The organism is Brachybacterium sp. AOP42-C2-15, from assembly GCF_052377065.1.
Taxonomy (GTDB): domain Bacteria; phylum Actinomycetota; class Actinomycetes; order Actinomycetales; family Dermabacteraceae; genus Brachybacterium.
In genome coordinates this window covers 125,676-140,731 of record NZ_JBQSWK010000001.1, presented here as the reverse complement: position 1 = coordinate 140,731, position 15,056 = coordinate 125,676, and the positions used below count along the sequence as shown (strand labels likewise).

General features: G+C 69.3%; 15 protein-coding genes. 9 read left to right on the top strand and 6 right to left on the bottom strand.

The features are described 5' to 3' along the window. Window positions 1–130: 130 nt before the first annotated feature. Window positions 131–1,048 (bottom strand): exodeoxyribonuclease III, encoded by a 918-nt coding sequence (locus tag ACT3SQ_RS00645; RefSeq protein ID WP_444502413.1) that lies wholly within the window; start codon window positions 1,046–1,048, stop codon window positions 131–133. A 102-nt stretch (window positions 1,049–1,150) separates the two neighbouring features. On the opposite strand from ACT3SQ_RS00645, the gene ACT3SQ_RS00640 reads away from it, so the two are divergent. Further along, on the top strand, window positions 1,151–1,615 hold the full coding sequence (locus ACT3SQ_RS00640) for a hypothetical protein (protein WP_441444492.1): 465 nt from the start codon (window positions 1,151–1,153) through the stop codon (window positions 1,613–1,615). A 35-nt stretch (window positions 1,616–1,650) separates the two neighbouring features. Here ACT3SQ_RS00640 and ACT3SQ_RS00635 read toward each other — a convergent pair whose 3' ends face one another. Next, entirely contained in the window at window positions 1,651–2,715 is a 1,065-nt protein-coding gene (locus ACT3SQ_RS00635) for an LLM class flavin-dependent oxidoreductase (RefSeq protein ID WP_345075782.1), read from the bottom strand. A gap of 334 nt (window positions 2,716–3,049) precedes the next feature. Between ACT3SQ_RS00635 and ACT3SQ_RS00630 the strand changes: the two genes are divergently transcribed. Beyond that, window positions 3,050–4,666 (top strand): BCCT family transporter, encoded by a 1,617-nt coding sequence (locus tag ACT3SQ_RS00630; protein ID WP_345075781.1) that lies wholly within the window; start codon window positions 3,050–3,052, stop codon window positions 4,664–4,666. A 57-nt stretch (window positions 4,667–4,723) separates the two neighbouring features. Here the strand turns inward: ACT3SQ_RS00630 and ACT3SQ_RS00625 are convergent, their stop codons facing one another. Further along, on the bottom strand, window positions 4,724–5,245 hold the full coding sequence (locus tag ACT3SQ_RS00625) for a ferritin (protein WP_345075780.1): 522 nt from the start codon (window positions 5,243–5,245) through the stop codon (window positions 4,724–4,726). Between the two features lie 147 nt (window positions 5,246–5,392). After that, window positions 5,393–6,502: a LacI family DNA-binding transcriptional regulator gene (locus ACT3SQ_RS00620; protein ID WP_444502830.1), complete on the bottom strand. Its 1,110-nt coding sequence runs from the start codon at window positions 6,500–6,502 to the stop codon at window positions 5,393–5,395. A 627-nt stretch (window positions 6,503–7,129) separates the two neighbouring features. Between ACT3SQ_RS00620 and ACT3SQ_RS00615 the strand changes: the two genes are divergently transcribed. From ACT3SQ_RS00615 to ACT3SQ_RS00600, 4 genes are all read left to right on the top strand, one after another. Further along, entirely contained in the window at window positions 7,130–8,155 is a 1,026-nt protein-coding gene (locus tag ACT3SQ_RS00615) for a carbohydrate ABC transporter permease (protein ID WP_444600757.1), read from the top strand. Then, window positions 8,152–9,057, top strand: coding sequence for a carbohydrate ABC transporter permease (locus ACT3SQ_RS00610; RefSeq protein WP_444600756.1), 906 nt, complete (start codon window positions 8,152–8,154; stop codon window positions 9,055–9,057). The genes ACT3SQ_RS00615 and ACT3SQ_RS00610 overlap by 4 nt, the downstream gene beginning before the upstream one ends. 245 nt (window positions 9,058–9,302) lie before the next feature. After that, on the top strand, window positions 9,303–10,697 hold the full coding sequence (locus tag ACT3SQ_RS00605; protein ID WP_345075776.1) for an ABC transporter substrate-binding protein: 1,395 nt from the start codon (window positions 9,303–9,305) through the stop codon (window positions 10,695–10,697). A gap of 206 nt (window positions 10,698–10,903) precedes the next feature. Then, window positions 10,904–11,662, top strand: a complete 759-nt coding sequence (locus tag ACT3SQ_RS00600) for a glycerophosphodiester phosphodiesterase (RefSeq protein ID WP_345075775.1) — start codon at window positions 10,904–10,906, stop codon at window positions 11,660–11,662. 80 nt (window positions 11,663–11,742) lie between these two features. On the opposite strand, the gene ACT3SQ_RS00595 is transcribed toward ACT3SQ_RS00600, so the two are convergent. Beyond that, the gene (locus ACT3SQ_RS00595) at window positions 11,743–12,282 is read right to left on the bottom strand and encodes a hypothetical protein (protein ID WP_444600755.1); all 540 of its coding nucleotides are present in this window, start codon (window positions 12,280–12,282) and stop codon (window positions 11,743–11,745) included. 282 nt (window positions 12,283–12,564) lie between these two features. On the opposite strand from ACT3SQ_RS00595, the gene ACT3SQ_RS00590 reads away from it, so the two are divergent. The 3 genes from ACT3SQ_RS00590 to ACT3SQ_RS00580 all read left to right on the top strand — a co-directional run bounded on the left by ACT3SQ_RS00590 (window position 12,565) and on the right by ACT3SQ_RS00580 (window position 14,077). Further along, complete coding sequence (locus tag ACT3SQ_RS00590) at window positions 12,565–13,305, top strand: glycerophosphodiester phosphodiesterase (protein ID WP_441444499.1); 741 nt, start codon at window positions 12,565–12,567, stop codon at window positions 13,303–13,305. A 145-nt stretch (window positions 13,306–13,450) separates the two neighbouring features. After that, complete coding sequence (locus tag ACT3SQ_RS00585) at window positions 13,451–13,858, top strand: hypothetical protein (RefSeq protein WP_345075772.1); 408 nt, start codon at window positions 13,451–13,453, stop codon at window positions 13,856–13,858. A 12-nt stretch (window positions 13,859–13,870) separates the two neighbouring features. Continuing rightward, window positions 13,871–14,077 (top strand): helix-turn-helix transcriptional regulator, encoded by a 207-nt coding sequence (locus ACT3SQ_RS00580; RefSeq protein ID WP_345075771.1) that lies wholly within the window; start codon window positions 13,871–13,873, stop codon window positions 14,075–14,077. A gap of 91 nt (window positions 14,078–14,168) precedes the next feature. On the opposite strand, the gene ACT3SQ_RS00575 is transcribed toward ACT3SQ_RS00580, so the two are convergent. Next, window positions 14,169–15,035 carry a hypothetical protein gene (locus tag ACT3SQ_RS00575; RefSeq protein ID WP_441444500.1) on the bottom strand — a complete coding sequence of 289 codons (867 nt, stop codon included), beginning with the start codon at window positions 15,033–15,035 and terminating at the stop codon, window positions 14,169–14,171. Window positions 15,036–15,056 lie beyond the last annotated feature (21 nt).

Genomic DNA, 15,056 nt, shown 5'->3' with positions numbered 1-15,056 from the left:
GCTCAGGGGCTCCGTGGCGGAGGAGTCCGCCGGAGAGCCGATCCGGCTCAGTGGTTCGGCAGCGCCCGTCCGGGGAGGGTTCGGCAGCGCCCGCTCGGAGCGGCCCGACCCCGGGCGGGGGACGCCGCGGTCACGGCCAGTCGTAGTCGACGACCACCGGGGAGTGGTCCGAGAGCCGGGTGCCGTGGTGGTCCCGGTCGACCTCGGCGCGGACGGCGCTGCGGGCGAGACGCGGTGTGGCCAGGTGGTAGTCAAGCCGCCACCCTGCGTCGTTGGCGAACGACTGGCCAAGCCATGACCACCAGGAGTAGGGGCCGTCCTCGCCCGGATGCAGGTTCCGCACCACGTCGATGAGCGTGCGCGGGGAGAGCTGCTGCCCGAACCACTCCCGCTCCTCCGGGAGGAAGCCGTCGTTCTGCTGGTTCCTCCGCCACGCGGCGAGGTCCTGCCGGGTGTGTGCGATGTTCAGGTCGCCCATCAGCAGGTACTCGCGGCCGGCCGCCGTGGCCGCGCGTCGGGTGCGCACCAGATAGCGCGAGAACGCGGCCATGAACCCCATCTTCCGGACGTAGCGGGCACCGCCATCGGGAGCCTCGCGCATCCGCTCGGGCCGCTGCAGATGGGCGGGCAGGCCGCCCTTAGGCAGATAGAGACAGGCGATCGTGAGCGGTGCGTCCGCGAGGTCCACCTCGAGGTAGCGGCCCTCGGCGGCGAAGCGCGACAGGCCGCGAGCCAGGGGGACATGGTCGGGAGCGGGGACGGGGTTGAGGGCGGCGGTGGGCCCTCCCACCAGGGCCGCTCCGCTCCAGGTTCGGATCGCCGCCGGCGGCCGACGGGTCAGCACCGCGACCCCGTTGCGACCCGGCAGCGTGCCCGTGTCGAGAGCGACGTGGAAGTCACCGAAGGCACCCGCAGGGATCTTGTCGGCCTGTGCCCGGACCTCCTGCAGCGCGACCGCATCGCACCCCCGCCCGGCGAGCCAGTCATCGAAGCCCCGTCGCTGCGCGGCACGGATCCCGTTGATGTTGGCGGTGGCGATGCGGAGCATGCGGACGAGACTACGTGCTGGTCAGCCCGGCTCTGCGCCCTGGACCCGGCAGGCTTCCCTGTGGCGGGCGGAGTTCTGAGGCTTCTCACTACAGTGAGCCTCATGCACCAAAGCCTTCGCTCTGTCGTCCTGATCGCCGTGCTCGCGACAGGGCTGTTCTCCTGCGCATCGACAGCAGAGACCGACTGGCAGAGCATGCAGGACGACGCGGACGGGTTCGTCAACGCGGCGACAGCGGAGGACGGCTCGCTCGGCGCGGCAACGCAGCGTCTGACAGCGCAGGACCCGCCGCCGGCGGATGACGGCGGGATCACCCTGAACTTTCCGTCCGAGGTGAGCATCGACGGCGCCGTGGCCACCTGCTTCGGCGACGGCACGGCTCAGCTCGAATACAGCGTCACCTCGGAGGAGGGATCGGTTGTCAGCGGGTCCGTCGACATCCTCTGCGACGGAGGCGAGACGGAGATTCCGTTGGCCGAGCGCGGTGACGCGGTCCGTTTCAGTGCCGTGCTCGTGAGCGGTACGGGGGCCGTCGTCGCGGCGGCTGTCTCCGGCGGCGCCGAGTAGAAGCAGGGTCCCGGAACCGGGATCGCGGAGACGCCTTACACCGCGTCGCCGACGACGGGTCCCTCCGTGTTGGACTTCCAGCCGAGAGCCGGAGCGACATGCGTCGCGAAGCTCTCGAGGATGTGGAGGTTCAGCTCGACCCCGGCCTGCGAGGGGATGGTGAGCAGGAGGGTGTCCGCGGACTGCACCGCCGCGTCCGCCTTCAGCTGCTCGATGAGCTGATCCGGCTCGCCGGTGTAGGAGCGCCCGAAAGTCGAGCGGGTGCCGTCGATGATGCCGATCTGGTCGGAGTTCTCGCCCGGCCGCATGCCGAACAGCTGCCGATCCTGCTCGGTGACGATCGGGAAGACGCTGCGGGAGACGGACACTCGCGGGGTGTGCGCATGCCCGGCCTCCTTGAAAGCCTCCCGGTAGACGTCGATCTGCTCGGCCTGGAGATCGCCGAAGGAGGCGCCCGTGGCCTCGGTGAGGAGGGTCGAGCTCATGAGGTTCAGGCCCTGGGTGCCGGTGCGCTCGGCGGTGCCACGGGATCCCGCACCCCACCAGATGTGCTGGAAGAGGTCCGGGGACTGCGGCTCGATGCGCAACGGGGCATGCGGTGCGGCGTCCGACATATACGGCTGCGCGGCCGCCCGGGTCATCGGATGCCCCTGGATGGCCTGCAGGAAGACGTCGAACTTCGACATCGCGATATCGGCTCCGCGCGGGTCCGTGGAGCCGGTGTAGCCGAAGGACTCCCAGCCGCGGTCCGCCGCCTCGGGGGCGCCGCGGGAGATGCCGAGCGCCACCCGGCCGTCGGCGATCAGATCGAGGGCAGCGGCCTCTTCGGCGAGGTAGAGCGGGTTCTCGTAGCGCATGTCGATCACGCCGGTGCCCACCTCGATCCGCTGGGTCCGCGCGGCGACCGCCGCGAGCAGCGGCATCGGCGCAGCGGACTGCTTGGCGTAATGGTGGACGCGGAAATACGCGCCGTTCACGCCCAGCTCGTCCGCGCCGACGGAGATGTCGATCGCGTCGTGGAGCATCTGACGGGCGGTGAGGCCGCCCTGGGCGGGGCTGCCGCCGTAGTGGCCGAAGCTGAGGAATCCGAAGGCACGCATGGCCCCACCGTACTAGATGGTTGAACGTTTGACTAGCGCGAAAGGCTGGAGTGCGGACGCCATGCCAGGGGTACCGGGCGGCCCTGCGCGAGGTGCCTCGGGAGGGCGAAGCGGGGCCCGGATGCACGCCGCGTACGAGATCTGCGCCCCACCTCTCGCCCTCACCGAGGAGTTCGGCGCCCTGGGCGCGTACCGTGAACCGCTCTGCGCGCACGGGTCTCGCACCCTGCCGTCCCCGTTCTCTGCGCCTGCCGGCCCGGGGACAAGGCCATGCCGGCCGTACGCACCTCCGTGGCTCACGCCGCCCCTTCCTCCTCGACGAACGGACCGCGCCATGCCGCTGGACCCCTCTCCCGACCCGCGCCCTCCTCGCGCCTCCGCCCCGTCCGCAGCCCGCCGCGCGCGCCGTGAGCTGGAACGCTTCGACGCCGGGCCGCACCTGCCGGGTCGCCGACTGAACAGCGTCTTCTGGGTGTCGGTGACGCTGATCGTCGTACTCCTCGCGGCGGCCTCCCTCTTTCCTGCGCAGATGAATGCCGCCGCGGGCTCGGCGATGCGCTGGGTGACCGCCACCAGCGGATGGTCCCTGCTGGTGATCCCGCTGGGTCTCATCGGCCTGCTGCTCGTGATCGCCCTGTCCCGCTTCGGGCGCATCCGCCTGGGGCCCGACGACTCCCGGCCCGAATACCCGACCGTGGCCTGGATCGCGATGCTGCTGGGCGCCGTGATGGGGATCGGGATGATCACCTACGGCGTCGCCGAGCCCGTCTCCCACCTGGTCCAGCCTCCGCACGGCCTCGCCGAGCCCGGTAGCCGGGAGGCGGTCGTGGACGCCATGCGCTTCACCTTCCTGGACTGGGGACTGCAGGCCTGGGCCGTCTTCGCGATCTTCGGACTCGCCATCGGATACTCCACCCACCGGCTCGGCAACAAGGGGATGGTCTCGCCCATCCTGCGCCCGCTGATCGGTCGCCATGCCGACGGAGCGATCGGCAAGGCCGTCGACGTGCTGGTGGTCCTGTCCACGCTGTTCGGCACCACCACCTCCCTCGGCCTCGGTGCGGCGCAGATCAGCCAGGGGCTGAGCCACATCACCGGGGTGGACCTCACCTCCACCGGAGTGCAGATCATCGTGATCGCACTGGTCACCGTGCTGTTCACCGCCTCAGCCATGAGCGGCATCGGTCGCGGGATCCGCTACCTGAGCCAGGCCACGATGGTGATCGCTGCGGCCCTGCTGCTCTTCGTGCTGGTCACCGGCCCCACGAGCTGGCTGATCTCGCTGTTCCTGCGCTCCGCCGGCGGATACGTCGGCGACTTCGTCGAGATCAGCCTGCTACTGCCCCTGGATGGCGCGGACCTCGAGTGGATGCAGGGGTGGACCTTCTTCATGATGGCCTGGTGGATCTCCTGGGGCGCCTTCGTCGGCGTCTTCCTGGCGCGCATCTCCCGGGGCCGCACGATCCGGCAGTTCGTGCTGGTCGTCCTCGGCGTGCCGAGCCTGGTGTTCTCCGTCTGGTTCACGGTGTTCGGCGGCTCGGCGATGTTCATGGACCTCGAGCGCGGCACCGGCATCGGTGCGGCCGCCGCGGAGAACGTCAACACCGCCTTCTTCGGTCTGCTCGAAGAGCTGCCGCTGACCGGGATCACCTCCGTGATCGCCGTGATCCTGGTGGTGCTCTACTTCATCACCGGCGCGGACTCGAACACCTACGTGCTCGGGGTCATCTCCTCGGACGGTCGCATGGATCCGGGCCGCCCCGTGATGCTCATGTGGGGCCTGCTGACCGGCGCGACCGCTGCCGTGCTGCTCTACGCCGGGGGCCTGCAGGCGCTGCAGACCGCCGTGATGCTCTCGGCCGCCCCGTTCATCATCGTCATCCTCGCGCTCGCCGTCTCCCTGGTGATGATGCTGCGGCGCGACCCGCTGCTCACGACAGGAGCGCCCTGAGCAGATCTGCTCAGGGCGCCCCGGGGAGCTCAGGTGCCTGCGCTCAGGCGTCCGTGCTCAGCCGGCGTCGGCCTCGGTGGTCTCCGTGGGGCGGGCGCCCAGCTCGGAATCCAGGCGCAGCAGGCCGGAGCCGTCGTCGCCGATCAGCTTCAGGCGGCCGATGATCTCGGAGACCGTCGCCTCCTCCTCGATCTGCTCATCCACGAACCAGTTCAGCAGCGGGCGGGAGTCGTAGTCGCCCTCCTTGTCCGCGCTGCGGTACAGCTCGCGGATCGACTCGGAGACCTTCTGCTCGTGGGCGAGCGCGGCCCCGAAGATCTCGAGCACGGAGAGGCCGGGCTTCACGCCGGGGGCTTCGATGGTGCCGATCGCAGCGTGGTTGTCGCGGTCCGAGACGTGCTGGATGAACTTGTTCGCATGGACGATCTCCTCGTCCGCCTGGTGGCGCAGCCAGGCGGCGATGCCGGGGAGGTCCTGCTCATCCGCCTCGATGGCGAGCTGGCGGTAGGTGATCGATGCCGCGAACTCGAGGGTGATCTGGTCCTGGAACTTCTTCTCAAGGTCATTGCTCATCTTCATGACACCGACAGTAGTCCTCTCGGACCCTCTTGTCACGCATGGAAAGGCTAGCCTGACCCGCACAGATGAAGTGTGGTGAGAGGTCTGGACGGCGGAGAGGGGCCATGGCGGCGTGATCGTGCAGGGCGCCGAGCCGCTCGGCGACGGTCAGCCGCGCAGGTGCCCGGGAGCCGCCGACAGGGTGCGCCCGGGAACGAAACTCCCGGCCACGACGGCGTGCCGGGGTGAGTGCCGTGTGAGGAGCAGCTGCTCGCCCTCGCCCTCGCCGGCCGCGTCGCGATCACCCGCCCCATGGGGAGCGGGCGGCGGACCCTCCGCATCGTCCTGTGCCCGCACCAGCAGCTCCTCCATCAGAGCGACGGCCTGCCGAGCGAGCTCCTCCACCGGCAGACGCACGGTGGCCAGCCCGAGCAGGTCGAGCCCGTCCCCGAGCCCATCGAACCCCACGGTGCTGATCTCCTCGGGGATCCGCACCCCCCGCGCCGCAGCGGCGCGCAGCAGCTCCAGGGCGACGTAGTCCACGGGGCAGACGATGCAGCTCAGCGCTTCCTCCCGGGCCGCGTCCAGGGCGCGGCCCACTCCCTGCTCCACCGGCAGCAGCTCCACGGGGACGCTGATGATGCCCAGCTCCTCGCAGCGCTGGACCAGGCTGCGCATGCGCAGGTCGAACACCCTCGAATAGAGGAGCGGCGCAGTGAGCACGGCGATCCGGCGATGACCCTGAGCGGCGATCTGCTCCGCCATCAGCCGGCCATGCGCCTCCTCGTCGTAGCTGACCGAGTTGATCTGCGGATGGGTGTTGGGGCGGCCGAGGATCATCATCGGCGTCGCGGTGACGGTCTCGACGAGATCCTCCGCAGCGGTCACGCCAGTGCCGACGAAGACCCCGGCTACGCGCTGACCGATCAGCCGGTTCAGGCCCTCGACCTCCGCCGTGCCGTAGTCGTGCCGGAACGCCGTCACCGAGATCAGGGTGCGGCCGACGGCTTCGACAGCGCGATTCATCTCCGCATGGAGGTGGCCGTAGGCAGGGTTGGTGGCGTCGCGGATGAGCAGCCCGAGCTGCCGGCCGTGACGCATCGCCAGGCCGCTGGCCACCAGATTGTGCACATAGCCCAGCCGTCGGGCTGCCTCGTGCACCTGGATCATCGCATCGGGGGAGACCCGCTCCCCGCCATTCTGGAAGACACGAGAGACCGTGGAGCGGGAGACCCCGGCAGTGCGCGCGACGTCCTCCATCGTGGGTGGTCGAGGCATCTGCGGTGCTCCCTTCCTTGCAGGCTTCTGGTGGCTGGTGGCTGGTGGCTGGTGGCTGGTGGCTGGTGGCTGACGGCCGGGCGTGCGGGCACCGCGAGCCGGGTCGGCCGGACGATCCCACCGCGCAATCCGGAGGGGCGGCCTGGGCGCACGATAGTCCAGTGGGTGACGCCCGCCAGGTCGCATGGGTGACGGCCGAGTGAAGTCCGAGTTCGCGGGCACCTGGCGAGAACCGGCCGCTGAGGAACACTCGAGGACGCCGAGATGAACAGTGGATGGACCCCGCATCACGAATCGCGCCAAAGGGGTCCGGAGGGTGCTCCGAGAGGGGAGTGGGAGCGCTCCCACCTGCGGTGACAGTTTCTGTTCATGCGCGATTCACCTGCACTGATGCCTTCTGGCGGGATCCGTGGAGGGTCCCTACGGTGAGGGCTGTCGATGGCGCCGGAGCGGCAGCCAGCCGCCCGTCCCGTCTCGACCTGCCGTCCTTGTTCCCCTTGCGGAGGGCAGCCCGGACCACTCGGTCCGACCGTCGGACGCGCCGCTCTGCGGAGCACCGCCGAGACTGCCACCCGCATTGCATCGGCCCCCGGGCCGCCCTTCGATCAGGAAGTTGGGAGCGCTCCCATGACAACCATCGTCCGTTCACCTCGCCCGGGCCAGCAAGCCCCGGCCGGGGCTGACAAGAAGGGAGCGCCCGTGGACCCCTCCTCGCCGGCCGGCCACGCCCCGCTGACGCGCAGCGAGGAGCGCCGGCGTTCACCCCAGCGTCGACGCCGGGTGCGCCGGGACGCCCTCCTCTTCAGCGCCCTGATCGCCCCGAACCTCATCGCGATCATCGTCTTCTCCTACTACCCGGCGCTCTACAACATCGGGCTGAGCTTCTTCGAGTGGGACTTCGTGGCCCCGACCCCCGAGTGGGTGGGGGTGGAGAACTACACCAACCTGTTCACCGACCCGAGCTTCGGGCAGATCATGAAGAACACGGCGATCTTCACCGGCGTGAGCGTGATCGGCTCGCTCGTGCTGGGCCTGCTGCTGGGCAGCCTGCTGGCCACGAAGCTGCCGCTGACCGGGTTCGCGCAGACCATGGCCTTCGCCCCGCACATGCTGCCCGGCGCGGCGGTGGGCATCCTGTGGCTGTTCATGTTCGATCCGAACTACGGCCTCTCCCGCTGGGCGTTCTCCCTGTTCGGCGCCGACTCCCCGGCCTGGACCACCACCTCGGACTGGTCGCTGTGGGCGATCACCATCGCCTACACCTGGCAGCGGCTCGGCTTCGTCACCGTCATCTGCTACACCGCGATCCTCGACCTGCCCAAGGACCTCTACGAGGCCGCAGCACTCGACGGGGCGCACGGCTGGAAGCTGTTCCGTCACCTCACCCTGCCGCTGCTGAGCCCGATCACGTTCTTCCTCTCGATCACCGGCATCATCTCCGCCGCCCAGGCCTTCGACATCATCTCGATCATGACCAGCGGCGGCCCGGGAACCTCCTCCAGCACCCTGAGCTGGATGGTCTACGAGGAAGCCTTCCAGAAGTTCGACATCGGCAACGCCTCGGCCGCAGCCACCGTGCTGCTGGTGCTGCTGCTGATCATCACGTACGTGCAGGTCCGCTACGGCGACAAGAAGGTGAACTACGACTCATGAGCACTCTGACCGTCGACAAGAACCAGATCGCCGATGCTGCTGGCCCCGCTCCCCGCAACAAGGGACGGGACCGCGGACCCCGCCGTCCGGCATGGAAGACCGGCCTGCTGTTCGCCGGCGTCCTCGCCACCATCGCCGTCTTCTTCGTCCCGTTGTACTGGCTGTTCTCCTCCGCGATGAAGCCGCACCAGGACATCTACACCTGGCCGCTGACCTGGATCCCGCGTGAGCTGACCTTCTCGAACTTCGCCGAGGCCTGGAACAGCGCCCCCTTCGACCGCTTCTTCCTCAACTCGATCATCACCACCGGGGTGGGCACCTTCCTGGAGATCACGCTTGCGATCCTGTGCGCCTATGCCTTCGTGTTCGTCGACTTCAAGTTCAAGAAGATCGCGTTCGTGCTGATCATCGGCTCGCTGATGCTGCCGGGTCACGTCACCCTGATCGTCAACTACATCACCGTGGCGAACCTGGGCTGGCTGAACACCTACGCCGGCCTGATCCTGCCGGGCATCGCCAGCGCCTTCGCGATGTTCCTGCTGTTCCAGTACATGCGCACCATCGACAAGGACATCCTGCAGGCCGCGGAGATCGACGGCGCGGGGCACCTCCGCCGGATGCTCACGATCGTGGTGCCGCTGTCCACGCCGATGATCCTCACCGCCACGCTGATCGTGATGGTCGGCAAGTGGAACGAGTACGTCTGGCCGCTGATCGTCACCTCCACCGCGGACATGCGCACCCTACCCATCGGCCTGCTCTTCCTGCGCAGCCAGGAGGGCTACAGCAACTGGGGCGTGATCATGGCCGGCGCCGTGTTCGTCTCCCTGCCGATGCTGATCCTCTTCTTCCTCGCCCAGAAGCGCATCATCGGCGGCCTCGCCGCGGGCGCCTTGAAGTGAGGCCGACGGTGCGGGGCGGCCCTCAGGCAGCCTCGCGCCGACTCCTGATCGGCCCTCACCCCCGGTCCTCCTGCTTCGCAGGACGGACCCCACCAGCTCCGGGCCTCGGCCCGGGCGGACGCCGGCGTGCTGATCCGCACGCGGTCCGCACCTCGTCCTGCGGGACGAGCCCCTGCCAGACCCCGCCAGATCCTGACTGACCCCACCCGGTGACCCCACCGCACCACTCCCAAGGAGCGATTCGTATGTCTCGCAGCCCCTTCCACCTCTCCCGCCGCGGCCTGCTGACCGCCATGGGCCTCGGTGCCGGCGCAGCCGGCCTCGCCGCCTGCGGCGCCCCGTCCGGCGGCGGTGACGGCGCAGAGAGCAACCTCCGCGACGGCTTCACCCAGGCGGACCTCACCGTTCCCCCCGAGTACGAGGGCCGCACCCCGATCCTGTTCTGGGCGCCCTTCACGGGCAACAACTACGAGGTGCTCTCGGCGCAGTTCACCGCGTTCAACGAGTCCCAGGACGAGATCGTCGCGATCGCGGAGTCCGTCGGCTCCTACGCCGATCTGACCCAGAAGTTCACCGCCTCGCTCCAGGCCCGCACCGTGCCGGACATCGTCTGCTTCCCCGAGATGCAGTGGCTGCAGTTCTACCAGTCAGATGCCCTGGCACCGCTGGACGGCTACTTCGATGACGAGTGGAACCTGGACGTCTACATCCAGAACTACGTCGCCGAGGGCAAGGCGGCCGGAGAGACCTTCACGGTGCCCTTCGCCCGCTCGACCCCGCTGTTCTACTACAACAAGACGCGCTACATCGAGGCCGGTCTGCCCGAGGAGGGCCCCGAGACCTGGGAGGATCTCGCGGCCTTCGCGCCCGAGCTCGCGAAGATCGAGGTCGAGGGCCGCCCGCTGTCCGCGATGGCCTTCGGCCCCGACGCCTGGCACGGCCAGGCCGACATCTGGGGCTTCGGCGGCGCGAACTCCAACGAGAACTTCGAGGTCACCATCAATGACGAGAAGGGCGTCGAGTGGCTCGAATGGATGCGCAAGTTCATCCACGAGGACGGCTACGGCTACCTCGCCCAGGCCTCCGGCACCGACTTCGCCTCCGGTCTCGCCGCTGGCTGGCGCGGTTCGACAGCCTCGCTGACGGGCCAGACCAAGGCCACCGAGGGTCTCTTCGAGATCGGCACCGCCTACATGCTGTCCAAGGAGGGCGAGCAGAAGCAGGTGCCCACCGGCGGGTCCGGGCTGCAGCTGGTGCGCACCGAGTCGCAGGAACGTCAGGACGCCTGCGCCGAGCTGTTCCGCTTCCTCGCCCAGCCGGAGAAGTCCGCCGAGTGGCACGTGGGCACCGGCTATGTGCCGATCGTCCAGGCCGCTCAGGAGACTCAGGCCGTCAAGGACCTGGTCGCCGAGAACCCGAACTACGCCGTCGCGCTGAACCAGCTGGAGAACGCGCGCACCACCGACTACACCAACTGGAACGCCGGCGCCGTCACCGAGATCAGTGCCGCCATGGGTCAGGTGTTCGGTGACAACGCGGAGGCGAAGACAGTCCTCGACGCCCTCGCCCCGACCCTCCAGGAGGTCCTGGACGACAACCGCGAGGACTACGAGGCCGTGCAGTTCGAGGGCTGGAACTGAGCCTTCCCGCAGTCGCTGCAGCAGCTGCAGTAGCCGTGGTTCCCGCAGTCGCTGCAGTTCCTGCAGCTCCAGCTGTCCCCGCTTGACTCCGCGGCCCCGGGTGCACGTCACCCGGGGCCGCGGCCACCGGCCCTCCGGGCCGCTGACGACCAGGGCTATGTGCCCGACGTGAAGGGCCGCGCGCCCGTATCGAGGAGAACCAGACCATGACCACCCAGCAGCCTGAGATCGTCGGGCACCGCGGCGCCGCCGCCGTGGAACCCGAGAACACGATCCTGTCCTTCCGGCGCGGAGTCGCCGAGGGCTCCCAGTGGCTCGAGTGCGACGTGCACCTCAGCGCCGACGGCCAGGACGTGGTCATCCACGACGCGACCCTGGACCGCACCGCACAGCAGGATTCGCCGCTGCGCACCGGCGCGGTCGTCGACCTCACCCGCTCCCAGCTGGACCGGGTGCTGGTGGGCAAGGACGAGCACATCCCCACCCTCTCCCAGGTGCTCGATGCGGCGGTGCGCGAGGACGGCACCCGAGTGCCGCTGCTGGTGGAGATCAAGGCTCCCGCTGCTGCGGATCTCGTGGTCAAGATCCTCCTGCAGCACTTCGACGAGGCCGCCTGGCAGGACCCGGCCGGCGCCCCCGCCGTCGTGCTCTCCTTCCATGAGGAGCCGCTGCGCCGCACCGCCGAGCTCGCTCCGCAGATCCCTCTGATGCGCACCACCACGGCGACCTCCGTCGAGTGGTGGGAGTCCTGCCGCCAGCTGCGGGTCGCGCATGTGGGAGTGCGGATCGCCGATGCCCGTCAGGCCGACGTCGAGCGGGCCGCAGAGCTGGGCGCGAAGCTGAACCTGTGGACCGCCCGCGCCGATGAGGAACTCGAGCGGGCCCTCGAGCTCGGCTGCGACACGATCACTGTCGACGATCCTGCCTGGGCGTTCGCGCTGATGGCGCAGCGCGTCACGGTCTGATCGGGCTGGCCCGGGTGCTGCAGAGGCAGGTCCGGGCCCTGCGCGGATCCGGCAGCGGACGCGGAGCGCGACGGCCGGGATCAGCTCGCGTTCTCGACCTCGATATCCAGCCCGGCATCCGCAGGGCCGACGGTGACCAGCCAGAGGTGCTCGACCCCTTCGTCGGCGTAGGCGATGCATTCGGCGTCGTAGTCACCGGCCGCGGTGTCCACGCCGTCCCCGCATTCGACCTCGAGGCTCATCTCCTCCGGGCCGCGCGCCTCGGCCTCCGTGACGAGCAGGGCGCCGAGCTCCTCGGCGCTGAGCACCTTCGTGTCGTGCCCGAAGCCCCAGGTCCCCTCGAAGAGGTTCTCGCCCGTCACCCCGTCGGGCCCCTCAGTCTCGGAGCTTTCGCTGCTCTCTCCCCCTCCGTCGCTCGGGGACTCCCCGGCGTCCGAGGCTGGCTCAGAAGTCTCAGAAGTCTCAGCGGGCTCAGAGGTCTCGGCGGCGTCGGTCGTCCCTCCGCCCGGATCCCCGGCCGGGTCTTCGGTGCTGGTGCCCCCGCACCCCGCGATGAGTGCCGCAGCGGCAAGGATGCTCGCAAGCGGGGCGAGCATCCGGCGGCCCCCTCGTCCGCGCATCGTGCGCTGCGTACACCATCGGCCCCCCGGGCCGCTGTGCGATGCGGTGCGTGTGCTCTCGTGTCCGTTCCTGGTCATCGGGATCCCCTTCCCGGGCGGTCAGCCCGGTTGGTGCCCGCCCGATCTGACGGGCACTGCACCCGTATCGGAGTGCAGAGAATCAGTGTGGCGCAGGACACGTCGGAGGTCCAGAGGGCCCACCTCCGCTCCGCCCATTCATCCCGCCCGTACTGCTCATCCCGCCTACGCTCGACCTGTCGATCCCCTTCTCCCAGGAGTGTCATGCCTGCTCAGTCCGTCCCTTCCCGCCCGCAGCGACCCGCGATCGTGGGCCACCGCGGCGCCTCCGCCCATGCCCCTGAGAACACCCTGCTCGCCTTCCGGAGGGCGATCGAGGATGGCGCCGAGCTGCTCGAGTGCGATGTGCACCTGAGCGCCGACGGCCAGGTGGTGGTGATGCACGACGAGACCATCGACCGCACCGCCGCCGAGGACTCGCCGCTGCGCACCGGTGCGATCGGCGAGCTCACCCGTGCGGAGCTGGACACCGTGCTGCTGGGGGAGGGGGAGCGTGTGCCCTCCCTCGCGGAGCTGCTGGAGATGACCACGGTCCCCGTCTTCATCGAGGTCAAGGTCGCCGCGGCGGCGGCGGCGGTCGCCGAGCTGCTGCGCGCGCTGCCTGCCGGGTCCCCGGCTGCCGCCTCCACCGTGATCTCGTTCCACGCCGATGCGCTCGCGGAGATCCGCCGCGGCGCGGACGTCGCCGTCTCCTATCTGGTCGGCCAGATCGACGAGCAGGCGATCACCACCGCGCGCGAGCTCGGCGCGGCGGGCATCGGGCCTGGCATCGCTGGGCTCAGCCTTCGCGCCGCCGAGGTCGTGCACGAGGCAGGGCTGGCCCTGAACCCCTGGACGGTCAACACCGCCGTGCAGCTCGACGTCGCTCTGGCGTGCGGCGTGGACACGATCACCACGGACGACCCGGCCTGGGCGCAGCGGGAGCTCGACGTCCGCCTGGGGTGAGTGACCGCGGGAGTTCGCGGCAACACCCAGGTCGGAGGGCCCCGCATGGTGCGTCAATGGTGCTTGACCTGTTAAGTCAAGAAGCTTTGACATTTTGAGTCAAGGTAGCTTGACTTGCATGTCAAGGCCCCCTTACATTTGGGGCATGAACACCACGACCCGCACCCCCGCCGCCCCCGCCCGTGCCCGCGCCAACCGCGCCTTCGCCGTCCGCTTCACCGCGGGCATGGTCCTTTTCCTCGCCGGCCTCTTCCTCTCCTTTCTCGTCCAGGACACAGGCTTCCCCGCCTGGATCCCCGCGCTCCTGGTGCTGCCCGCCATCGCCCTCATGGCGTGGGCGAACGTCGAGATGTACCGGAGCGGTGACGAGTTCGAGCGTCGCAAGATCGCCGAGGCCGTGATGCTCGCGTTCGTGATCTCCACCGGCCTGATCCTCGCCGTCGGCTTCCTGCAGTACTTCCTGCTGCCCTCGGTGAACTGGATCTTCGCCTTCGCGATCCTGATGTTCTCGTGGCTCGTGGGCACCTTCGTCTCCTCCGTCCGCTACCGCTGAGAGGGGGCAGTGATGCGCAACGATCTCAAAGCCCGCCGCGCTGAGCGACGCTGGTCCCAGGCCGAGCTCGGCAAGGCCCTCGGCGTCTCCCGGCAGACGGTGATCGCCATCGAGAACGACAAGTACGACCCGTCCCTTCCGCTCGCGTTCAAGCTCGCCGCCCTCTTCGAGTCCCCGATCGAGGAGATCTTCACGCCCGACGAAGCTGAGCCCTCCTGACCGGTTCGTTCCGAACGGGCCGCAGCACACAGATCACCCCGGCCGTGCCTGCCACGGTCGGGGTGATCTGTGCGCGCGATGCCTCGCTCCGTCAGGAGTCGGTGGACTCCTCGTCGGATCCCGATCCGGCGGGCAGCAGCGACTCGATGATCTGCTCCAGAGCGGAGGCGGAGACATCGCTGATCGCGAGCAGATCGCCCGGCTGTGTGCCGGCAGGGTCCTCGGTGCCGTTGTCGACCACGCGCACGCGGTCGGCGAGCGTGAAGACGGTCGCGCGACGTGCTCCCTGATCATTCACCGAGGTGAGCGTGGACAGGGCACGGGTGTCTTCGAGGCCCTCCAGCGACGTCACTGCAGCGACGGTCATCTCCTGAACATCTCCGTCGTCACCGGCGCTGCCGTGCGGGTCCACGAACGCTGCCAGTCGGGAGGGCAGCGAGGCGAGGGTGGGAACGCAGAAATGGTGGAAGCCGTCGGCCGCGACGAACTCCTCGAGCACCCCTCCCGGGAAGAAGTGCAGGCCAAGGGTGGTGCGTACCTGGGAAGCGACGCGCTCGATCGTCAGCAGCGCCTCCGGGGTGCGCCGCAGGGTGAGGATTCCGGCGAGACCGAGCTCAAGCTGGATCAGCCGATCACTCGGTTCACCCTCGCCGATCAGAAGATCCCCTTCCTCCTCGCGGGCCTGGTCGGTCGGGTTCACCAGGCGCCGTGCGATGAGCCCGCGCATCGCTGTGGCGCCCGCGGTCTCACGGTGCACCTGCTCCTGGTCGAGATAGGGGCTGCCGAGGATGCGCAGCGAGGCCTCCCCGTCCAGGGCGAGGAGCTCCTCGTCGGAGAGCACCATCAGGATGTCCGGGTCCTGATCGGCGCGCTCGAGGATCGCCAGTGCTCCCGCCAGGTCTCGCTCAGTGACGACGAGCGGCGAGCTGGGGAGTGCATCGGTGGTGGGGGTGGTCATCGCGGGCTCCTGCCGAGAGGG